Source organism: Corallococcus sp. AB038B (assembly GCF_003668955.1).
Classification (GTDB): Bacteria; Myxococcota; Myxococcia; order Myxococcales; family Myxococcaceae; genus Corallococcus; species Corallococcus exiguus.
In genome coordinates, this window is sequence record NZ_RAWO01000003.1 from 241,122 (window position 1) to 261,683 (window position 20,562).

General features: G+C 70.0%; 15 protein-coding genes. 9 read left to right on the forward strand and 6 right to left on the reverse strand.

Features of this window, described 5'->3' with window-relative positions:
- Nucleotides 1-24: 24 nt before the first annotated feature.
- The 3 genes from D7Y04_RS44480 (at nucleotide 25) to D7Y04_RS17330 (ending at nucleotide 2,777) form a co-directional block, all read left to right on the forward strand.
- A complete protein-coding gene (locus tag D7Y04_RS44480) occupies nucleotides 25-195 on the forward strand; it encodes a hypothetical protein (RefSeq protein ID WP_158620776.1) in 171 nt (56 codons plus the stop codon).
- 261 nt (nucleotides 196-456) lie between these two features.
- Entirely contained in the window at nucleotides 457-1,317 is an 861-nt protein-coding gene (locus D7Y04_RS17325) for a glycosyltransferase family 2 protein (protein WP_120598561.1), read from the forward strand.
- 56 nt (nucleotides 1,318-1,373) lie between these two features.
- Nucleotides 1,374-2,777, forward strand: a complete 1,404-nt coding sequence (locus D7Y04_RS17330) for a pyridoxal-dependent decarboxylase (RefSeq protein WP_233601469.1) — start codon at nucleotides 1,374-1,376, stop codon at nucleotides 2,775-2,777.
- 3 nt (nucleotides 2,778-2,780) lie between these two features.
- Here D7Y04_RS17330 and D7Y04_RS17335 read toward each other — a convergent pair whose 3' ends face one another.
- The 3 genes from D7Y04_RS17335 to D7Y04_RS17345 all read right to left on the reverse strand — a co-directional run bounded on the left by D7Y04_RS17335 (nucleotide 2,781) and on the right by D7Y04_RS17345 (nucleotide 8,453).
- Complete coding sequence (locus D7Y04_RS17335; protein ID WP_121760025.1) at nucleotides 2,781-5,999, reverse strand: ELWxxDGT repeat protein; 3,219 nt, start codon at nucleotides 5,997-5,999, stop codon at nucleotides 2,781-2,783.
- A 12-nt stretch (nucleotides 6,000-6,011) separates the two neighbouring features.
- Complete coding sequence (locus D7Y04_RS17340) at nucleotides 6,012-7,331, reverse strand: carbamoyl-phosphate synthase (RefSeq protein ID WP_171813267.1); 1,320 nt, start codon at nucleotides 7,329-7,331, stop codon at nucleotides 6,012-6,014.
- A 303-nt stretch (nucleotides 7,332-7,634) separates the two neighbouring features.
- Nucleotides 7,635-8,453, reverse strand: a complete 819-nt coding sequence (locus tag D7Y04_RS17345; RefSeq protein WP_121760026.1) for a methylase — start codon at nucleotides 8,451-8,453, stop codon at nucleotides 7,635-7,637.
- Nucleotides 8,454-8,741: 288 nt separating this feature from the next.
- Between D7Y04_RS17345 and D7Y04_RS17350 the strand changes: the two genes are divergently transcribed.
- Complete coding sequence (locus tag D7Y04_RS17350; protein WP_126936107.1) at nucleotides 8,742-9,350, forward strand: hypothetical protein; 609 nt, start codon at nucleotides 8,742-8,744, stop codon at nucleotides 9,348-9,350.
- Between the two features lie 85 nt (nucleotides 9,351-9,435).
- Nucleotides 9,436-10,473 carry a hypothetical protein gene (locus D7Y04_RS17355; RefSeq protein ID WP_233601470.1) on the forward strand — a complete coding sequence of 346 codons (1,038 nt, stop codon included), beginning with the start codon at nucleotides 9,436-9,438 and terminating at the stop codon, nucleotides 10,471-10,473.
- Here D7Y04_RS17355 and D7Y04_RS17360 read toward each other — a convergent pair.
- Nucleotides 10,428-12,020, reverse strand: a complete 1,593-nt coding sequence (locus D7Y04_RS17360) for an MBL fold metallo-hydrolase (protein WP_121760028.1) — start codon at nucleotides 12,018-12,020, stop codon at nucleotides 10,428-10,430. The two genes, D7Y04_RS17355 and D7Y04_RS17360, sit on opposite strands and share 46 nt — an antisense overlap.
- Nucleotides 12,021-12,143: 123 nt before the next feature.
- Between D7Y04_RS17360 and D7Y04_RS17365 the strand changes: the two genes are divergently transcribed.
- The gene (locus D7Y04_RS17365; RefSeq protein WP_121760029.1) at nucleotides 12,144-13,991 is read left to right on the forward strand and encodes an OPT/YSL family transporter; all 1,848 of its coding nucleotides are present in this window, start codon (nucleotides 12,144-12,146) and stop codon (nucleotides 13,989-13,991) included.
- Nucleotides 13,992-14,245: 254 nt separating this feature from the next.
- On the forward strand, nucleotides 14,246-15,448 hold the full coding sequence (gene thrS / locus D7Y04_RS17370; protein WP_120597901.1) for a threonine--tRNA ligase: 1,203 nt from the start codon (nucleotides 14,246-14,248) through the stop codon (nucleotides 15,446-15,448).
- A gap of 71 nt (nucleotides 15,449-15,519) precedes the next feature.
- Here thrS and D7Y04_RS17375 read toward each other — a convergent pair whose 3' ends face one another.
- Complete coding sequence (locus tag D7Y04_RS17375) at nucleotides 15,520-15,939, reverse strand: CBS domain-containing protein (protein WP_120597900.1); 420 nt, start codon at nucleotides 15,937-15,939, stop codon at nucleotides 15,520-15,522.
- A 216-nt stretch (nucleotides 15,940-16,155) separates the two neighbouring features.
- Between D7Y04_RS17375 and msrB the strand changes: the two genes are divergently transcribed.
- Nucleotides 16,156-16,578 carry a peptide-methionine (R)-S-oxide reductase MsrB gene (gene msrB, locus D7Y04_RS17380; protein ID WP_120597899.1) on the forward strand — a complete coding sequence of 141 codons (423 nt, stop codon included), beginning with the start codon at nucleotides 16,156-16,158 and terminating at the stop codon, nucleotides 16,576-16,578.
- A 208-nt stretch (nucleotides 16,579-16,786) separates the two neighbouring features.
- Here the strand turns inward: msrB and D7Y04_RS17385 are convergent, their stop codons facing one another.
- Complete coding sequence (locus tag D7Y04_RS17385) at nucleotides 16,787-18,097, reverse strand: FadR/GntR family transcriptional regulator (protein ID WP_121760030.1); 1,311 nt, start codon at nucleotides 18,095-18,097, stop codon at nucleotides 16,787-16,789.
- 564 nt (nucleotides 18,098-18,661) lie between these two features.
- Between D7Y04_RS17385 and D7Y04_RS17390 the strand changes: the two genes are divergently transcribed.
- Nucleotides 18,662-20,554 carry a glycoside hydrolase family 18 protein gene (locus D7Y04_RS17390; RefSeq protein ID WP_121760031.1) on the forward strand — a complete coding sequence of 631 codons (1,893 nt, stop codon included), beginning with the start codon at nucleotides 18,662-18,664 and terminating at the stop codon, nucleotides 20,552-20,554.
- The last annotated feature ends 8 nt before the right edge of the window (nucleotides 20,555-20,562 follow it).

Consider the following 20,562-nt stretch of genomic DNA (forward strand, 5'->3'; position numbering starts at 1 on the left):
GCTTGCGGAAGAGGACGAACGCACATGGCCCGCGAGGAACTGCATCCCGGATGGCTGCCGCTGGACCCGGAAGAGGCGGACGGCCCCCTCTCGGGCGACGCCTTCTTCGAGGAGGACGACGCCTTCCACTCCGCCGCCGGAGCCGACGTCGTGGACGACCTGGACGCGTTCGATTTCGCCGTCGCCAGCTACTGAAAAACCCGTGGCCAGCGAGCCACGGTGTGGCAGCCCTGTCGCGATCCGACTGTCATTTTGTCCGGTCCGCCCCCTGATGGGGCCGTAGAAACTTCCGAGAAACCGCGAGACGGCCTCCCACGTTCGCTTCCCCGGACAGCAGGCGGGTAGCTCCGGACACAGGGTCCGAGGCGCAATGCCCCCGGGTGGCGGAATGCCCCACGCGCGGAAGGCCCGGCTCGCTTCTCAGTCGTGGGGGGCCACCGGTATAAACCGGGGCCTATGTCATCAGTCGACGTCTCGGTGGTGATGCCCACGTACAAGCGCGAGAAGGACGTGGTGGAGGCCATCCACTCCGCGCTGCGTCAAGAAGGCGTCCAGGTGGAGGTCATCGTCCTGGATGACTCCGCGGAGGGCACGGCCCGGGACGCGGTGCAGGGCATTGGCGATGCCCGCGTGCGCTACTTCAAGCAGGAGGTGCCGTCCAAGGGTCGCCCCGCGCTGGTGCGCAACCACGGCGCCACGCTGGCGAAGGGCCGCTACCTGCACTTCCTGGATGACGACGACATGCTCGCCGAAGGGGCGCTCAAGTCGATGGTGTCGGCGCTGGACGCGCGGCCGGACGCGGGCGTGGCGGTGGGCTGGGTGGTGCCCTTCAGCGAGGACCCCGAGTGGCTGGAGGACAAGAGCACCTACTTCGAGCGCGTGGCGCAGGTGGGGGCCACCACGCCCAACAGCGCGTGGACGGTGGCGCACATCCTGTTCCTGGGCACGCTGTACGTGAACTCCGCGTGCATGGTGCGCCGCGAATACTTCCAGCCCCTGGGCGGGTTCGATCCGAACATCCCCGTCTACGAGGACGTGGACTTCTACATGCGCGGCATCCGCCGCTACGGCCACGTCTACGTGAACCGGCCCATCCTCAATTACCGGGTGGGCAAGCCGTCGCTGATGAACGACCTGGGCAAGACGGGCGCGAAGGTGGAGAAGTCCGTGGCGGAGTCCAACGCCATCATCCACAATAAGTACCGGCGCGAGCACGGCGAGCTGGAGTACCGGCTGCTGCAGCTGGCCACGCGCGCGCTGAAGGACCGCTTCGGCCTCACGCGCTTCCTCCCCCTCAAGCTGCCTGGCGTTTCCTGAAAGGGCCCCACACCGTGAGCCTGCGTCGTCGTCTCGTTGGAACCGCAAAGCGCCAGTTGAAGCAGACCCTGGGGCCCGTCGTGCAGCGCGCGATGGCCCCCGCCCGTGCCTTCCTCCCCCCGGAGACGTGGGGCCTGGAGTCGCGCGCCGGCCAGGGCCTCTTCCTGGAGGGCGTGTCGCTGTCCCAGCTGGCCACTGAGTACGGCTCGCCCCTGCACGTGGTGCACATGGCGGCGCTGCACCGCAACGCGGACGCGTTCCAGGCGGTGCCCCCGGGCGCGGCGGCCGGCTGCGAGGTGTACTACTCGTACAAGACCAACCCCGTGCCGGGCGTGCTGGCCGCGCTGCACGCGCGCGGCGTGGGCGCGGAAGTGATTTCCGCCTACGAGCTGTGGCTCGCGCTCAAGCTGGGCGTGGCGCCGGAGCGCATCGTCTACAACGGCCCGGTGAAGTCGGAGGCGTCCATCCGCGAGTCCATCACCCGGGGCATCGGCCTCCTGGCCGCAAACCACCGCGAGGAGATGGACGTCTTCTCACGCCACGCGACGGAGCTGGGCAAGCGCCCGCGCGTGGCCGTGCGGGTGACGACGATGTCGGGATGGAACTCGCAGTTCGGCACGCCCATCGTGGGAGGCCAGGCGATGGCGGCGTACCGGCAGGCGCTGTCTTACGGCAACCTGGACGTGGTGGGCCTGCACGCGCACCGGGGCGAGCTCATCCGCACGGAAGCGGAGCTGGAGGGCTTCGTCGGCGCGGTGCTGGACTTCGCGGACGAGTTGCACCGCGAGCTGGGGGTGGAACTGGAGGTGCTGGACCTGGGCGGCAGCCTCTGCACGCCGACGGTGGAGCACATCGAGCAGCGGGACTGGCGGCTCAACCTCACCTTCCAGCGCGACCTGCCCGCGCCGGACTTCGCGGCGGCGCTCTCCATCGAGCGGTACGTGGCGAAGGTGGTGTCCCAGGTGGAGGCGCACTACGCGAAGCAGGGCCGCAAGCGCCCGCGCATCTTCCTGGAGCCGGGCCGCGCGATGACAGGCAACACGCAGCTGCTCCTGGGCCGCGTGCACGCGCTCAAGGACGGCGGCGAGCGGACGTGGGCGGCGCTCGACATGGGCATCAACCACGCCGAATGCGTGCGCAACGAGTACCACCAGCTCTTCCACGTCGAGCAGCCGGCCGCGCCCGCGCACCGGGCGTACACGGTGGTGGGCCCCGTCTGCACCCCGGCGGACACGCTGTACCACGCGGTGCGGCTGCCGGAGCTGAAGGTGGGCGACACGCTGGCCATCATGGACGCGGGCGCGTACTTCGTGCCCTTCGGCACGTCCTTCTCCTTCCCGCAGCCGGGCATCGTGGGCGTGGAGGACGGGAAGGTGCGGCGCCTGCGCCGGGCGGAGACGCACGAGGACCTGATCACCTTCGATGATCCGATCCCCGCGGCCCCTCCCGCCGCGGGCTGAGGCCTACGCCTGGGGAAGCCGCTTCCGCGAACGCCTCGCGGAAGCCAAGAGTCCCGCCAGGGCGAGGCCCCACGGCATCGAAGCGGGCGTCGCCTGACAGCCACAGCCTCCGGAGTCGGTCGGCACGTCGGGCCCGGCGCCGGCGTCACGTCCCGGAACGCTGCCGTCGCCCGCATCCGGGGTACCCGCGTCGGTCGTGCCCGCATCTGGGACGCCCGCATCCGCGATGCCCGCGTCTTGCGCTGGCCCTGCGTCCGCGACGCCAGCATCGGCCGTGCCCGCGTCCGTTGAACCGGCATCGGCCGTGCCCGCATCGGACGTGGAGAGCGGCGTCACGGTGACAGTGAAGGTGCACGTCCCGGTGTTCCCGGCGCCATCCATCGCCGTGAAGTTCACCGGCGTCACGCCCACCGGGAAGCGCTCGCCCGAGGCAGGGGCCGCGCGCGCGGTGGGCACCTCGCCCGAATCATCGTGCACGGTCGCGCCCGGGAACATCACCACCGCGCCCTCCGCGCCCGTGGCACCCACCGTCACGTCCGGCGGACAGGCGACCTTGGGCGGACGGGTATCCGGGACAAGTCCCGACATCCGGAACAGCGCCCTGCCCGTCCCGTCGTTCGCGGTGAAGTAGACGGCCGAGCCATTCACGGTGAGCTGCGAGGGGCGCGAAGACGCGGGCCCGGCGGCGACGTCCACAACGAGCGTGGGCTCACCCGTGGGCGAGTCCAACCGCCACAGCTCACGGCCCCCAGCGGGTGTCTCCGCGGCGAAGAGCAGCGGGCCTGCCGGCGAGACGAGCGTGAATTGATCCGGATGCGACGAGCCGAACCCCGGATGCAGGTCCGCCACCCGCACGGTGCCCTCCGCCGTGCCGTCCGTGCGCCACGGCTCCGTCCCCGACGCACCCTCCTTCCCGGAGAAGAAGGCGATGTCACCCCAGGTGACGAAGCCCTCGGGGTAGGCGGCGGTGACGGTCGCGCCCACGGGCTGCGTGCCCTCCGCCGTTCCGTCCGACGACCACAGGCGGGTCGTGGGGGTCAAGGCCCAGAAGACCACCCGGCCGCCCAGGGCGCTGAGGCTCGAGGGAAACGAGCTGCTCGCGCCGGGATTCAGGTCCGCCAGGCGCATGGTCCCCGCGGGGGTCCCGTCCGTCTTCCACAGCTCCCGGCCCACGACGCCGTCATCGGCGGCGAAGAGGGTCATCGCCCCCAGGGGCGTGAAGCCCGCGGGCTCCGAGCTCTTCGAGCCCGCCCAGATGTCCTTCAGGAAGACCGTGCCCCCTGGCGTGCCGTCGCTCACGTACAGCTCGTTGGCCAGGGTGGAGTAGAGCCCCGTGAGATAGGCCTTGCCGTTGGAGACGCCCAGGTTGCGCGCGTTCTCCACGGAGGGACTGGTCAGGTGCGTGCCCGCCTCGGTGCCGTCCGTCCGCCACAGTCCCACGGTCTGGAACGGGGTGGAGCCAATGAACATGCCCACCTGGTTGGGCAGCTGGATGACGCGCCCATAGGCCCCGCTCCCCGGCAGGTCCTTGAAGAGCACCGTGCCCGCGGCGGTCCCATCAGTCATCCACAGCCGCTCCCCGCGAGCGATGAGCAGGCGATCCCCGAAGGGAGCCATGGCCGGGAACCTGGAAGAGGACCCCATCGCGGGCGCGAGCTCCTGGGTCCCCGCGGCCGTGCCGTCCGAGCGCCAGACGACCGTGCTCCCCGACCCGGTGGGCGCGCCCAGCAGGAGCCAGTCGTCGAAGGCCTGCATCCCGGCGGCATCTCCCTGGCGCTGGGAGGGCGTGACGTCCGAGACCATCCGGGTCCCGGCCCCGGTGCCGTCGGTCCGCCACAGCTCCAGGCCGTGGGCGCCGTCATCCGCGGGGAAGAGGACCGCGTCGCCGAAGCGCACGAAGCTGCTCAGGTCCAGCGCGTAACGGCTTCCCGACGCGTCGGGCGAGACGATGTTCTTCAGAAGGGCGGTACCGTTCGCGGTGCCGTCCGTCTTCCAGAGCATCCCGGACCCACCGGGCGTCATCGCGCTGAAGAGCAGCCCGTCCGCGACCGGGATGAATCCCCGCCCGGCGATCCCGCTGGAGCTGCCCGGGTAGAGGTCCTTGAGCATCCCACTGCCGGCGGCGGTCCCATCCGAGGACCAGAGCTCGCAGCCGGACTCGGAGGTGCAAGCGGAGAAATAGAGCCGGCTGCCCAGGAGCGTCATGTCGCGGGGGCTCGAGGAGGAGCTGCCCTTGACCAGGTCGAGAACCTGGGTGCCCTCCGCGGTGCCGTCCGTCTGGCACAGCTCCGCGCCGGTGGCCCCCGTGTGGCAAGGCAGGTACGCGCGCCCCGCCAGGGTCACGAAGCCATTCACGCTGGAGTCCACGGCGTAGTTGTTGGCGACGTCGAGCAGCGCGGTGGTGACCGTGCCGTCCGTGGCGTAGAGAGCGCGGCTGGAGGCCGTGGGCGCCGCGGAGAAGAGCAGCCTGCCGTCAAGCTCGCCCAGCAACCAGGGATGACTGTTCGCGCTTCCCGGCTGCAGGTCCGCGACCAGGACCGTGCCCTCCGTCGTGCCGTCCGTGGCGCACAGCTCCACGCCCGCGCTCCCCGAGCCCAGGATGCAGGAGAAGTACAGCCGGCCTCCCATCACCCGCCAGGTGGAAGCGAACAGGGTCTCCGTCACGTTCATCGCCGCGGTGGCGATGACCTGCGTTCCCTGAGACGTGCCATCCGAACGGTAGAGCGACGTGCCCACGCTGAAGTAGAGCGCGCCATTGAAGGCGACCGGCGGCGTGGGGCTGGACGCGAAGGGCGTGTCCAGCATGGGCCGCGTGCCCTGGGGCGTCCCGTCCGACGTCCAGAGCTCATTCCGCTGGAGCCAGTAGGCCCGTCCCCCCAGCGTGACCATGTGGGGCGGGGTCTCGTAGGTGTCCAGCGTCGGCTCCAGGTCGCGCACGAGCGAGGTCCCCGCCTCCGTTCCGTCCGTGCGGAAGAGCCCCCGGCGGCTCCTGGAGAAGAAGAGGACGGAGCCGCCCACCTCCGTGAACCCGGAAGGCATCGTGTGCGCCTTCTCGAGCGTGGAAGAGAAGGCCATCACCTTCGCCACGGACGCCAGGCCCTGGGTGCGCGCTTCCAACAAGCTCGCGGCCCTGGCCGGTTCCTCGTTCGTGCAAGCCATCAGGCCCAGGGCACAAAGGCCCCCCAGCGCGCCTGCGCGCGCGCCCCCCATGCGTCGATTCATGAAACCTACCAACTAGCGGTTGAAGACCATCATCCGCAAGAAGGCGCGGGGGTGACGCGCGGCCCCGTAGGAGATGGTGGCCAGCTCCACCGCCGCGGGCATCATGTCGTCCCGGTCGATGAGCGGATCCACCGCCGTCGCCTTGTGGGTGTTGAACCACTGCCGCCACTGCCGGGCCTCGTCGGCCGGCAGCGCGCCGGACAGCCGCTGGAGGTTGAGCAGCATCTCCAGCGCGATGCGGTTGCAGAACACCGCGTCCTCGTGCGCGGCGCTGGCGTCGCGTGCGTCCTCCACCGCGCGCTTGAGCGCGTCCCGGTCCCCGGTGGCCGCGTGGTACGCGAGCAGCGGCAGGGGCAGCCCCCGCGCGATGTCGAAGCCCATCTGCCCGTAGAAGCGCGGGTTGAAGTCGATGAGGAGGTACGAGTCCTTCGTCTGGATGAACTCCACCTCGAAGACGCCGTGGTAGCCCAGCTTCTTGCACAGCCGGATGAGGCCCGCGACCAGGTCCGGGCGCAGCGGCGAGGACTCGAAGCAGACACCCACGCCCAGGCGGCGCGGACGCTGGAGGACCTTCATCGCGGCGCGGGCCTCGAAGAGCTCGCCAGATTCATCCACGAAGCCGGAGAGGCTGTAGATGCCCTCCGCGGCCTCCGGGTGGAACTCCTGCACCATGGGGTTCACCACGGCCGGGTCGAACTTCACGAGCATGGGCGCGTAGGTGTCCCGCGCGAACTCACGGTATTCGCGCGCCAGGTCGTCCGGAGAGGCCACCGGCTGGCCCTTGCGGTGCGTGGCGTGGAGGATCTGCGTGGTGGGCTTGAGCAGCACCGGGAAGTTCGCCTCGCGGCGCACCTGCTCCAGGTCCGCTTCCGACTGGGGGAACCAGGTGCGCGGCAGGTGCAGGCCCACCTCCGTGCCCACTTCGTAGAGGCGGCGCTTGTTGAGCAGCCCGTACACCGCGTCCACGCCCGGGTCGTAGAGGTGGAAGAGGTCCTCCAGCTTGGAGCGGTGCGCGGAGATGAGCCACGCCAGCTCATCGCTCGTCGGGTAGAGCACGTGCTTGACGGGCTCGCGCAGGCCGAAGTCCACCAGCCATTGGAGGAAGGCCTCCGGCTGGGACTCCGGCGGGCACTGCACGCGGCGGCTGACGAAGCGCGAGTAGCTGGCCGGCCCCAACCGGCCGGTGTCCGCCACCGTCACGTCCACGCCGTGGCGGCCCAGACAGCGGGCGGCGGCCAGGGTGCCGTAGAAGTTGGCGGAGAACAGCAACGCGGGGGGCCGGGTCGCGATGGCGGCCGCAGGGGCCTCATCGGAGTAGGCGGCCTCTTCCATCTCATGCTCCAGTTTCGCGGGGTCGCCCTCGCGGCGCGGGCGCGCGGAGGAACGACGGGATTGGCGGTGGAGACGCTGCGCAAGACGACCCCGTCCGAGCTCGGAGGTCGACGGGCCGGCGGCGGACGAGGTGCTTGCCATCAGCCCCGCGGCGAGAAGCGTCAGAAGGTGCCTGTTCATGTCGAGCCGTCTGCCTCTGGCGAGTCGGGGGGACGCCGGAAGCTCAATTCCCGACAGAATACCTTTTCCAGCGGCGCTTGGGACCGGCCCCCGCACGATTGCACCTCCAAGGGGCAACCAGGCTCACGCCGGAGTGCCGCCGGGCGGGCTCCAGCGCAGACAGCCCCGGGTCAGCAGCCACGCGTCGGTGGCGACCCCAGGGGTCATTCTCGCGAGGCGAACGGCGGACTCGGAGAAGGCGTCCGCGGGCGCGGTGTGGCCTGCCGCGCGCGCGGCCTTCCATGTCGCCTCCCACGCCTGGAAGAAGGCGTGCATGGGGTCGCCAGGGCGGACGCGGCGGCGCAGGTCTCGGGGCAGCCAGTCGCGCAGGAGCAGCGGCGCGAAGCCCCGGGAGAAGTCGGTGTGGAAGAGGAGGCCCTCACGCGTGGGAGCTTCCGCGTCCGGCGTCCGCCGCAGCAGGTGGGCCACCAGCACCGCGCCGTCCGTGTCGGAAGAGCCCTCCACGAGCAGCCCACCGGGCAGCAGGTGCCGCGACATCGCGCGGTGGGCCTCCGGGATGCGCTCCGGCGGGCCCTGGCGCAGGAGGTTCATGGCGCGCACCAGGCGGGCAGGTTCGTCCGGTGACAGCGGGAGCGCGAAGCCGCCCTCGCGGAAGTGGGTGCGCGCATCCGCGTGGTCTCGCGCGGCGGCGGTGGCGCGTTCGGGGTCCAGCTCCACGCCCACCACGGACAGCTCCGGGTTCAGCGCGCGGAAGGCGGTGGCGCTCTCCAGCGTGGTCCACGGGTGTTCACCGAAGCCCACGTCCACGAAGACGGCGCGGGCCCAGGGGCCGTCGTCACGCGTGAGCAACGTGGCCTCGAACTGGCAGAGGTACGCGTCCAGCGCGCGCAGACGCCCACGCGTGGTCCTCCCCCGGGTGCGGGTGTCCAGCTCCTGAGCCATGGGCACGACATGGGCGCTCCGGGCCGGGGACGTCAAGGGTTCCCCTCCGGTTGTAGCGCGGGAAGTCATTGCCGGGCGCTCGCCGTAACACGGCATGTCACAACTTCTGTCACAAGCCTTGTTACATCCGGAGGCTTTCCCTCTGGAGCCGGGTGGAACGCGGCCGTGAGAGGGATTGGCATCACTGCTGCACAGGGGAGCCGCCGGTGCCGAGGTCCCGTGGCATCCGCGATCGCAGTCCTCTTCCTAGAGATTGGTTCCCCGTCCCCCATGATCACTTCCAGCTTCATGCGCTCCTCCCTCGTTGCCGCCCTCCTCCTCTCCGGATCCGCCTTCGCGGGCGAGTCCAAGTACGCGTCGGCCGCCGCGGCCGCCTGCACCGAGCTCAAGAGCGAGCTGTCGCGTAGCGCGAAGGAGCAGGGCCTCGCGATCGACGAGGCGGAGATCGGCACCCACACGTCGGAGCAGGCCACCGTCGTGGCGACGAGCATCGCGGGCTTCGACAAGGTCCCCGCCACGGAGTACGCGAAGGGCGTGGACGCGGCCTTCGTCTACATCGACTCCGAGGAGGCGGGCATCCCCGCGGGCAACTACCGCGTGAGCATCCGGGCCAACCCGGAAGACATCAAGGTGGGCAAGTACAAGGCCATCGCCAGCCTCATCGACAAGGACGGCAAGGAGGTCGCGCAGCGTGCGACCGTCATCGAGACCTTCCCCTCGGCGGTGAAGTCCGCGCGCTACGGCTCGCCGATGAGCGTGGGCATCCAGCAGCACACCATCAACGACTGGAACCTCACGCGCTTCCGCAAGACCATCATCGTCGTCATCGTGCACTCGTGGGGCGTCACGGTCATCGACCTGTTCGGCACGGACTACAGCAGCTACTACGGCTTCTAGTTCCGCGTTCCGCCGCCGGGAGCCTCATGGGTTCCCGGCGGTGCGATTTTCGTCCCATCCGCGGCTCACCTAGAGTGCGGGGCCTGTGAGCCCTCCGTCCGCGACCTGCCCCCGCTGTGGCGCCCCCCGCGTGGCGGGGCCCGAGTGCCCGGCGTGCGGCGTCATCTACCTGCGCGCGGAAGTGCGCGCCGCCACCCAGCAGGCCGAAGCGCGCGACCGCGAGGCCCGGGAAGCAGCCCAGCGCGCGGCCGAGGACCAGCGGGCCGCCCTGCGCGAGGCGCTGGAAGCCCACACCGTCCCCACGTTCGTCTCGCCCCTGGTCGCGGCGCAGCCCGAGCCGGACCCGGCCATGGAAGGCATCACCTTCCACGGTGAGCACACCGGCGACGAGGGCCGCCTGGAGGCGCGGCTGCGGCTGGCGGTGCTGCCCGTCGCGCTCGGCATTGCCTGGATCGCGGTCCGTTCCCCGGGCTTCCAGGGGCTCCTGCGCATCTTCTTCACGATGCCGGTGCACGAGTTGGGACACGCCGTCACCGCGTGGTTCTGCGGCTTCAGCGCCACGCCCACGCTCTGGGTGACCCACGTGTCGGACGAGCGCTCGACGTTCATGACGCTCGTGCTGTCGGGACTGTTGGGCGCGCTCGTGTGGCAGGGCTGGAAGCGCCGCCGGTGGACGTGGCTGGGCGTGGGCGCGGGGCTCCTCGCGGTGCATTGGACGGGCAGGTTCGTGCTCACCCAGACCCAGGCCCAGGCCCTCTTCTTCTTCGGCGGCGACGCGGGCCTGATGGTGCTGGGCGCGCTGCTGATGGCCACGTTCTACGTGCCGCCGGGCCACTACCTCCACCGGCATCAGCTGCGTTGGGGCTTCCTCGTCATGGGCGCGGCGGCGTTCATGGACGGCTTCGAGCAGTGGTGGGCGGCGCGCAGGAACGTGGACCGCATCCCCTTCGGCCGCATCGAGGGCGTGGGCCTGAGCGACCCCAGCGCCCTGGTGGAGACCTACGGCTGGACCGTCGGCAACATCATCCGAGGGTACGTCACGGTGGGCATCGTCTGCCTCGTGGCCCTGGCCGTGCTCTACCTCGTCTCCCTCTGGCGGGTCCGCGACGTGCTGCGCGGCTGAGGCGCGGCCTCGCGCCAGTTCCCGAAGGGCCACTCGAAGCCCGGCGTGCTCAGCACCTCTGGCTTCCGCGCGCCCCGCCAGCGCAGGGCCTCGCCGGGCCGCAGGAGGAGCGCTTGCGGCCCTTCGCCCTGCTCCTTGCGCACCTGGGCCAGCCGCTCCGGATACGGATCCGCGTCCGGGTTCTCGTCCATGTTACTCGCGCCCTCGACGGGCTCGCCCGGATAGCCGGCGTAGCGAGGGCCCATGCCCTCGCGCCAGTACCAGGGGGCGCCGCCGTCCGCGCAGGGCACCACGTAGCGCGCGCCCAGGAGCGCGCCGTAGCGAAGCGCCTCCTCCGGTCCCGCCATCAAGCGCTGCGGCGTGGTGAGCGCGTCGCGCGGCACGTTGACGAGGAACGCATCCAGCGTGGTGAAGCCGAAGAAGATGGGCGGCAGCCGGAAGCCGCGCACGCCGCAGAAGAGCACGTCCACCGGCCCCTGCTGCTTGCGCACGCGGCGGCACACCGCGTCCATGTCCCCGCGCACGTCATGCCCCGCGTCCGCGAAGAAGGCGGCGGAGAAGTCCTTCGAGCGCACGAGCCACGTGTTGCCCTCGTTGAAGAGGTCCGGGTGGGGCCCCTCGCCGTCGGTGGGTTGCTCGCCGTGGAAGGGCAGCGCGTGCACCGTCACGTCGCCCACCTGCCGCGTCTCGCCCCAGCGCAGGGGCTCCACGTGCGTGAAGCCCAGCTGCTTCAGCCGCAGCGCGCAGTCCGTGGAGAAGAGGCTTTCGCGAGCCACCGCCGGCACGAAGATGCGCGTGTCGCGAGGCAGGGGCAGCAGCGAGCCCAGGTGGAAGTGGTCCCCATGCGAGTGGGTGATGACCACCGCGTCCACCCGGCCCAGGTCCGACGCCTGCAATGAACCATAGCCGGGCAGGTCCGCCTCCCCCGTGGGGCGGAAGTACGGGTCCACCAGCACGCGCCCTTCCCTGCCCGACACCAGCACCGTGTTGTGCCCCACGAAGAGGGCCCCCGGTCCCGGCACGTCCACCGGCCCGTCATGGCGCACGAGCCAGCCTGCCTGCGACAGGTCGCCGAGCAGCTCGCTCACGACGGGCACGGTGGCCAGAGCGCGCAGTTCTTCGCGGGGCGCGCCGCGAGCAAGCGACGCGAACAGGTCCGCCACCACGGGCCAGTCCTTCGCGCGCACAGGAACGTCCAGCCCCAGCGAGTCCTGGCGCAGGTGCAGCACGCGCGGGCGGTGGCGCAGCGGATCCGGGAAGAGGACGTCCTCGCGCAGCACGCGCCGGCCCATGCGCCGCTTCGTGCCCTGGCAGAGCGCGGCGTAGCGGGGCGTGTCCTCCAGCCAGCGGATGAGCGCGTCCGCTTCGCGCAGGGCACCCTCGCGCCCCAGCGCGGCGATGTGGCGCTTCAGCGGCACCTGCGCCCGGCGCACGGGGCGCGCCGTGGGCCCCTGGATGCTGCACCCCAGGTCCTCGTGATGGTCGGCCTCCGTGCGGGCGGAGGCGAGGACGGCCAGGCTGACGCCGCGGTGCAGGGTGAATCGCATGCGTGCGACGTCGCATGGCGCACTGGCCTTCGCAAGGGATTGCGCTTGCGACCGGCCGCCGGGCTGCCCGCGACCTCTCGGGTTGTGGGCGCCCCATGGAGGCCGGTACCCTCCCGCGCACCCATGGCCCACCCCGCCGAGCCGCTCCCGCCGGAGCCTTCCGCCCCCCTGTCCTCCGTGCCCGAAGCCGTTACGCCGCGCTTCCGATTCCTCCCCGCGGTGGGCACGTGGAAGTACCACCTGCTGCTCGCGTCGGTGGCCATCTTCTTCCTGGGCCCGCTGGGCGGCGTGGCCGCGTCGTACATGAACTTCAGCCTGGGCTTCTTCGTCGCCAGCCAGGTGCTGTCCGGCATCCTCGGCAGCGTCGTCACCTACGGCTACGGCGCGGAGGGCAAGCACGGCGCCAACTACATGCAGACGATGGCCGCGTCGGTGGCCTCGCTGTGCGCCATGTCCGTGCTCATCCAATCCATGGTGTGGCTGGGCATGCCCCAGCCGCCCGCGTGGCAGCTGATGCTCTTCGTGGGCTGCGTGGGCATGTTCGGCGTGGGCGTGGGCATGCTCTACACGCCGCTGCTCGTGGACCGGCTCCAACTGGACTACCCGTCCGGCTACGCGGTGGCCAACATCCTGCGAGCGCTCACGGACAAGCGCCTGCTCAAGGCCTCCATCGCGAAGCTGGGCGGCGGCACCGGCCTGGGCATCCTGGCCGCGTGGCTCACGGAGAAGGTGGCCGCGGTCGCCGCGCTGAGCGTGAGCAGTTCCACGGTGGGCGCCGGCATGGTGGTGGGCAGCCGCATCACCGTGCCCGCCATGATCATGGGAATCACCGGCTATGCCATCACGCCCTATCTGCGGAGCATCGGGTGGCTGGGGCCGAGTGATCCGTACCGGAAGATTGGCTTCCTCATCTCGCTGGCGATGATCTGCGGCGCGGCGCTGGTGGACCTGGCGCTGCTCGCGGTGCAGGCGGTGGACCGCATCCGGGGCCGCGCGCAGGCTCCCGCGGACACCGAGCCCGCGTGGAAGAAGGTCAACGTGCCCCGGCTCATCGCCTGGGTGGTGGGCTGGGGCGCGGCCGTCGTCGTGGTGGCCACGCAGGTGCTGCATCAGCCCGCGGGCTTCATCATCTTCGGGCTCGCGCTGTCACTCCTGTTCGTGCTCATCAACGGCATCGCCTACGGCATCAGCGACAACAACCCCATCTCCAGCGCCTTCGTGATGTCGGTGCTGCTGATGTCGCTGCTCGGACTGAAGGATCCGCTGGTGGGGCTGATGGCGTCCTCCATCCTGCTCATCTCCACGTCGGTGGGCTGCGACATGCAGCAGGACCGCTCCACCGGGTGGCGCCTGGGCACCAATCGCGTGGTGCAGTTCCGCTACCAGGTGCTGGGCATCTTCATGGGCGCGGTGCTGTGCGTGGTGCTGGCGCGCGTGTTCATGGGCGCGTACCCGGTGCTGTCCGTCAACCAGTTGGATCACCCGGACGTGAAGGTGGGCCAGTGGGGCTCCGCGATGACGTACAAGTTCGTGGGCGCCATCCGAGACCTGGGCACGCTGTCGGCGCACAAGGTGACGGCGCTGCTCGTGGGCCTGTCCATCGGCTTCACGCTGGAGGTCATCCGCAAGGTGGTCCGCCGCCACCCCGCCTACCTGCGCTACGTGCAGGGTTCGCGCACGGGGTTCGGCGTGGGCTGGGCGATGGACTCGCTGGTGCTGGCCAGCCCCTACGCGACCGCGTTCGGAGGTTTCATCGCGCTGCCCGCGACCATCTGGTTCGGCGCGGGCGGCATCCTCACGTCCCTCTTCAACACCGTGTCCAAGCGCTTCCGGCGCGAGCCCGCTCCGGGCGAAGCGGTACTGCCGGAGGACATGAGCACCATGTCGCTGGTGGGCGGAGGCCTCATCGCGGGCGAGTCGCTCTTCTACCTTTTCGTGGGCCTCGCCGGCCTGCTGGCCCTCTTGGGCTGACGCATCCTGTCCCGGCGCACGACTTGACTTTCCGTGCGCACGGGAGCACTTCTTGTCCCGTGAACCTCGTCATCAACACCACCGCGACCACGACCACCACCGCTTCGGCGGGCGTGGGTGCGGTGCGCGTGTCGGTGTCCTGACGAGCGCACGGTTTCCCGCCCCGCCGAGTTCCGGCCGGGGCGACCGTGCAACCTCACACGCCCCGTGTCCGGCCCCGGCTGCTTCATCCCGACCGACACACGGAGACGACAATGCTTGATGAACAAGACCACCGCGCGCTGGGCCAGCGTCTGGACCTCTTCCACATGCAGGAGGAGGCCCCGGGCATGGTGTTCTGGCACCCGCGCGGACTGAGGCTGTACCGGCTGCTGGAGGACCACGTCCGGCAGCGCATGCTCGAGGAGGGCTACCGCGAAGTCCGTACGCCGCAGCTGTGCTCCCAGCCACTCTGGGAGCAGAGCGGCCACTGGGAGAACTTCCGCCAGAACATGTTCTGCATGGTGGAAGGCGACCGGCAGCTGGCATTGAAGCCGGTGAGCTGCCCGGGCCACATCCAGATCGTCCAGCGCATGGCGCCCAGCCACCGCGACCTGCCCCTGCGCCTGGGGGAGTTCGGGCTGGTGCACCGCAGCGAGCCCAGCGGCGCGCTGCACGGGCTGTTCCGCCTGCGCCAGTTCACGCAGGACGATGGCCACATCTTCTGCGCGGCGGAGCAGGTGGAGGCGGAGGTGGTCCGCTTCGTGCGCTCGCTCAAGGCGTTCTACGCGGGCTTCGGCTTCGACGACGTGCAGGTGGCCTTCTCCAGCCGTCCGGCGATGCGCGCCGGCGGTGACGCGCTGTGGGACCAGGCGGAGGCGTGGCTCCAGTCCGCGGCGAAGCAGGCGGGCCTCCAGTACGAGGACCAGCCCGGCGAGGGCGCCTTCTACGGGCCCAAGCTGGAGTTCGTGCTGAAGGACCGGCTGGGCCGCGCGTGGCAGTGCGGCACGATCCAACTGGACCTGGTGCTGCCGGAGCGCTTCGACCTGCACTACGTCGGCGCGTCCGGAGAGCGCCTGCGTCCGGTGATGCTTCACCGCGCGCTGTTCGGCAGCCTGGAGCGCTTCATCGGCGTGTTGCTGGAGCATCACGGGGGCGCGCTACCGGCGTGGCTCGCGCCCGAGCAGGTGGTGGTGGCCTCCGTGGGAGCGGGGGCCGCCGCGTACGCGGAAGCACTGGCTGCGCGGCTGCGGCAGGCCGGCTGCCGCGCACGGGCGGACGTGCGGGACGAGTCGCTGTCCAAGAAGGTCCTGGGCTCGCACGAGGACGGAGTGCCGTTCCTCGCGGTGGTGGGTGGCCGCGAGGTGGAGTCGAAGGGCGTCCGCCTGCGCCAGCGCGACGGTTCCCAGCGCGACCTGCCCTGGGATGACGCGGTGGCGTGGCTGTCCGCCGCGTGTCAGCCGGCCGTGGCGGGCTGAGCGTCAGCACATGAGGCACCGGCCCGGTGCTCCCTTCCGGTACGCGAAGGGGGCGCCGGGCCTTCTTGTGGTCAGGAGTAGAGGCTCAAGTATTCCAGCGGCTCGCCGGGCCGCAGCAGCGTGAGGGACTCGGAGGCGACGTCGTCCAGGCGGAGAAGCCCCACCGCGTGGTGTTCCGCGTCCACGACCACCAGACGGTTCAGGTGATGTTCCTCCATCAGCCGCTCGCCGGCCTCCAGCGGCTCGTCCTCCGAGCAGGTAACGAGCGGCGCCGTCATCGCCTCCCGCACGGTGGTGACGTCAGGGTCGTGCCCGTGGACGGTGGAGCACAAGGAGAGCTCCGAGTCGGTGAGCAGGCCCACCACCTGGCCGTGTTCCGTAACGGGCAGCGCGCCCAGGCTGGCGCTGTCCAGCCGCTCGGCGGCGGAGCGCAGGCATTCATTCGCGTCGATGGTCTTCACGTCCCTGTGCATCAGCTCTGAAATCCGCATCAGCAGGCCTCCTCGTGGCGCGCACCGCATCCGGGAGGAGTACAACCGAAGCACGGTGCTCCAAGCCCTGGCCCGCAAGGCCCGCCGCGCCGTGAGGTAGAGAACAAGGCGGCCGGCCGCCCTGCTGCCTGCCTGGTATAGGGTGCGACGCAAAGGCCCACGGTGCATCCAAGGCCGTGCTCCGGGCTCCAGGCCCGAAACGTGGAGGAGGACCCAATGGCGGACAAGCTCAACCTTTCCAACGAAGAGTGGCGCAAGCGCCTCACCCCCGAGGAGTTCCAGGTGCTGCGTCAGCACGGCACCGAGTACCCGGGGACAGGCTGTTTCCTCGGCACCAAGACGCCGGGGACCTACGTGTGCGCGGGCTGCAACAACCCGCTGTTCAAGGCCGGAACGAAATTCGAGTCCGGCACGGGCTGGCCGTCCTTCACCCAGACGCTATCGGAGGACTCCGTCACGGAGATCCGCGACGTGTCGCACGGAATGATTCGCACCGAGGTCCGCTGCGCGCGCTGCGACGGCCACCTGGGCCACGTGTTCCCGGACGGTCCGCCGCCCACGGGGCTGCGCTACTGCATGAACTCCGTGGCGATGAAGCACGTCCCCGAAGGCAACCCCATCGAGCTGGTCCGGGCCTGAGCAGAGCGCCAGAAGTTCGTCGGTACCTCCGCATGCCATCTCAGGAGATGGCATGCGCGAGCTTCAGGAGACAGCGGACGCGATGGGCTGTCGTCGCTCACGAAGCATCTGGTCCCAGTGAACGAACCATGGAGCCCCAGAGGTGAGCGGCCCACCGGCCCTAAAGAGCCCTGGAGTCCACGAAGCGGCTCGCCCGCCTTGCGAACCGTCACGCGGATGAGTTCGAATAAGCCGGTGGGGGGAGCCTTGGATTGCTCGGGGCCCCTTCCTGAGACGCGGCGACAAAACCTGTCCGACAGTCGGGCAGGCCTCCCAAGACTGCGTCCATCACATTTCTTCTGACGCACTCTCCCCGCTGACCACAGGGCACGAACGTTGGGGCGGCTGGAGGCAACAGCGCCCCACTGTCCGACTCCAAGGGGAAGGACTCTCCATCGGGGCGAGGTGCAACCCCAAGAGCCTCGGCGGTTGGAGCGACACAGCAACCGGGGCCACGTGCATCCACAAGGAGGCGCGCCTCAAGTGCATTGTCCTGCTCAACAGATGACATCAGGCGGCCAGTTCCGCCCTCTTCAAAGCAGGGACATGCCTCCGGCGCATCGTCCTGCTCGGCGGCGGACGTAAAGCAACCGACGTCCCCCTCCTCGATGCCGGGTTGTGCCCCCATCATCTCATCCTGCGCGATGGCTGGCCCAAGGCGACCGACGTCCCCCTCCTCGATGCCGAGGTGTGTCCCCAAAGCGTCGTTCTGCTGAGTGACGGGTGCACCCTCTTGGGCGCGTGGGGCCTCGGAGGACGCAGGTTCCTGGGGCGCCGGGGCGAAGGCATTCAGCACGCGCTCATCGCGAGCCTTCAGCAGTGCTGGCAGCTCATGCTGAAGACCCTGCACGTCGCGCTCGTGCAGGATGGCCATCGCGCGGAAGGCCCACTCGCGCAGCGCCTCTCCGCCCATGAGCGGCAGCAGTTGGGCGGCTCCGCCCATGAATGCCCGCTGCAGGGACTGAACGAGGAGCACGTGCCCGGGACGCGCCGCCACCCGCGCCGCATGCCGCAGCAACTCGAATTCCGCCAGCGCGCAGGTTTCCCCCGACTCCCAGCGCGCCGCGTCCTGGAGCTGGAAGCACGTGCTCCCCAGCCGGTCCAGGTCGAGGTCCGAGGCCCTCGCGCAGCAGTCGGCCAGAAGCTCCAACAGCACCTGCCGCTTGAGGCTGAAGTAGCCCTCCAGCAACCACCGGGCATCCGGGTTACTCGCGTCATGCAGCGCCAGCCCCAAGTTCTCCAGCGTCAGCGACTCATCCAGCGACACCGCGCGCGTCTTGCGTCCGGGGCGCTGAATCACCAGGCCTCTCGCCGCCAGCCGCCGCAGCGCCTCGCGGATGGTGCCCCGACACACCTCATAGCGGCGCGCCAGCTTCGCTTCGGAGCCGAATTGTCCGCTCGGGTGCAGCCGCCCCAGCGCGATATCGCGCTCGATTTGCGCCTCCACATAGGCCACGAGTCCTCGCCGTTCCATCCCCATCCCCTTCCTCGTCTCAGCATCGCCATCCAACCACAGGGGTCTGACATGGACGTGCGGGCCCACCCTCCGCGTTGATTGCCGGGCCAGTGCGCCCCCGGGCCGCATGGGCTGAAAACCTGTCCGACTGTCGGACAGGTTTTGAGGCAACCGGCCCCGGGCGGGCGCCTCTGTCCGTGCCCTACCGTGGTGTTCGCTCACGCATACCGTCGCACCCTTGTCGGTTCGGTGCGGCCGCGGGCCCATGCGGCGAAATCCGTCCGACTGGCGGACAAGCAAACCGTCCTTGTCACCTGCCGGGTCGGCTCGGACTGGGAACTCATGCGGCGGAAACGTGTCCGACAGTCGGACAGCTTTTGAGGGAACCGGCCCCGGGCGTGTGCCTCCCTCCGTGGCCCCATCCTGGCTTCCGCGCACTCATGACATCGCAGCCCATCGCGGCGCTCCGTTGGGATCGAGCTCTCATGGACGACTTCCGGTCGTGGGACTCTTTGACGAACTCATGGCGGCCTGGCCGGTGCCTCGATGCAGGACGCGCCTCCCCTCCCTCTGCGAGGATGCGAGACCATGCGACGACCTCCGGCTGGACTCCCGGTGCTGCTGACCGCGCTCTTGCTGGGCTGTGTTTCCCAGGGGGCTCCCCCTCCGAAAGCAGCCCCTCCCACGCCGCCCCTGGTGACGTGGCTCTATCAGGACCGGTTGGCCCCGCCCTGGGAGGACCTGACGTGGGCTGGGGCTCACGCGATGAGCGCCACCGTGTCTGGGGCCTCGGGCAGCCACGCCATCACCGTGACGATGGGGCCATGGGAGGCGCTGTACTTCGGCCACCCGGGCTTCGACGTGTCACCGGATGACACCCTGGTGCTGAAGGTGAACGGCGGGAAGGATGGCGCGAACACGGCGGTGCGCGCGCGCGTCGTCATCGGCTCCGAGCAACCCGTGGGCGTGCCGCTGGGCCCCACTTGCGAGGGCGGCGCCATCCCGGCCCGGAAGTGGACGACCTGCCGCGTGCCGATGGCGAAGCTGCTGCCCGAAGGCCGCACGCGCATCACGGGCCTGTGGCTCCAGGAGGACAGCGGCAAGATGCTGCCGCCCCTCTCCTTCGACAACATCGGCATCGAGCAGGGCCTCCGGCCAGTGACCCTCACGCTGGAGACGCCCGCGGTCTTCCTGGCTCCGGGCGCTACGCACGCCTTCCGTGCCGCCGTGACGAACAGCTCGGACACGGAGGTGGCCTGGAGCGTGGAGCCCGGAAACGAGCGGGGATCCATCAGCGCCGCCGGCATCTACACCGCGCCTCGCAAGCCGGGCACGTACCGGGTGATGGTCCGGAGCAAGGCGGACCCGAGCCAGGTCGCCCAGGCCAGCGTGGTGGTGAGTGCATCCTCGGCCGTGAAGGGTCCGCCGGGCCAGGGTGGCAAGTGGGTGTCGGGTTACTACACGGGCTGGAACGCGGATGACTATCCGCCGGAGAAGGTGGACTTCAGCGCGCTCACGCACATCCTCGTGGGCCGCGTCACTCCGAAGGCGGACGGCACGCTGAGCACGAAGTTCGACAACGACCGGGGGCCGGAGATCGCCCGCACGCTGTCGAAGCGCGCGCATGCGGCAGGCCGCAAGGCGCTCATCATGGTGGGCGGATCCGGTGAGCACGACGGCTGGGTGGGCGCCGCGTCCGACGCGAACCGCGCGAAGTTCGTCCGCTCGCTGCTGAAGGCGATGGACGACTTCGGCTACGACGGGCTGGACCTGGACTGGGAGCCCGTGGAGAAGGAGGACCGGCCGAAGCTGCTGGCCCTGGTGAAGGCCCTGCGCGAGGCGCGGCCGAAGATGCTTCTCACCTTCCCCCTCCACTGGATCAACACCAACTTCCCCACTGATGCAGACCCCTGGTTCGCGGAGCTGGCGACGCACTTCGACCAGATGAACCTGATGTCCTACGAGATGATTGGCGCGTGGGACGGCTGGAAGTCCTGGCACACGTCCGCGCTGAAGGGCGAACAGGGCCTGCATCCCACGTCCATCGCGTCCAGTCTGGACCTGTGGGTGAAGGCCGGCATCCCCAAGGCGAAGCTGGGCATCGGCATCCCCTTCTATGGCCTCGCGTGGCGCCACATCACCGGGCCCTACCAGCCCTTCACGAACTGGTCCGACTACGTGGGCGGGGACAACTCGTTCACCTACAAGAAGATCCTCCGCTATTCGAAGCAGGGGAAGTACCAGTGGGACGAGAAGGCCCAGGCCAGCTACGTGACGTTCGCTCCGGACAAGCTCGTGGAGGACGGCACGGTGACGTGGATCTCCTACGACAGCCCGCAGGCCATCGCAGCCAAGGGCGCCTTCGTGAGGCAGGAGGGCTACGGCGGCACCATCATCTGGACGCTCAACCAGGGCTGCACGGACGCGGAGACCGGCGCCAACCCGCTGTTGGACGCGGTGAAGGCGGCCTTCCTCCCGTAGCGGCGAGG

What these genes read in the sequence shown, in the direction of transcription:
- D7Y04_RS44480 (WP_158620776.1), top strand. Translation starts at nt 25, where the DNA reads ATGGCCCGCGAGGAACTGCATCCCGGATGGCTGCCGCTGGACCCGGAA.
- D7Y04_RS17325 (WP_120598561.1), top strand. Translation starts at nt 457, where the DNA reads ATGTCATCAGTCGACGTCTCGGTGGTGATGCCCACGTACAAGCGCGAG.
- D7Y04_RS17335 (WP_121760025.1), bottom strand. Translation starts at nt 5,999, where the DNA reads ATGAATCGACGCATGGGGGGCGCGCGCGCAGGCGCGCTGGGGGGCCTT.
- D7Y04_RS17340 (WP_171813267.1), bottom strand. Translation starts at nt 7,331, where the DNA reads ATGGAAGAGGCCGCCTACTCCGATGAGGCCCCTGCGGCCGCCATCGCG.
- D7Y04_RS17345 (WP_121760026.1), bottom strand. Translation starts at nt 8,453, where the DNA reads ATGGCTCAGGAGCTGGACACCCGCACCCGGGGGAGGACCACGCGTGGG.
- D7Y04_RS17350 (WP_126936107.1), top strand. Translation starts at nt 8,742, where the DNA reads ATGCGCTCCTCCCTCGTTGCCGCCCTCCTCCTCTCCGGATCCGCCTTC.
- D7Y04_RS17360 (WP_121760028.1), bottom strand. Translation starts at nt 12,020, where the DNA reads ATGCGATTCACCCTGCACCGCGGCGTCAGCCTGGCCGTCCTCGCCTCC.
- D7Y04_RS17365 (WP_121760029.1), top strand. Translation starts at nt 12,144, where the DNA reads ATGGCCCACCCCGCCGAGCCGCTCCCGCCGGAGCCTTCCGCCCCCCTG.
- thrS (WP_120597901.1), top strand. Translation starts at nt 14,246, where the DNA reads ATGCTTGATGAACAAGACCACCGCGCGCTGGGCCAGCGTCTGGACCTC.
- D7Y04_RS17375 (WP_120597900.1), bottom strand. Translation starts at nt 15,939, where the DNA reads ATGCGGATTTCAGAGCTGATGCACAGGGACGTGAAGACCATCGACGCG.
- msrB (WP_120597899.1), top strand. Translation starts at nt 16,156, where the DNA reads ATGGCGGACAAGCTCAACCTTTCCAACGAAGAGTGGCGCAAGCGCCTC.
- D7Y04_RS17385 (WP_121760030.1), bottom strand. Translation starts at nt 18,097, where the DNA reads ATGGGGATGGAACGGCGAGGACTCGTGGCCTATGTGGAGGCGCAAATC.
- D7Y04_RS17390 (WP_121760031.1), top strand. Translation starts at nt 18,662, where the DNA reads ATGCGACGACCTCCGGCTGGACTCCCGGTGCTGCTGACCGCGCTCTTG.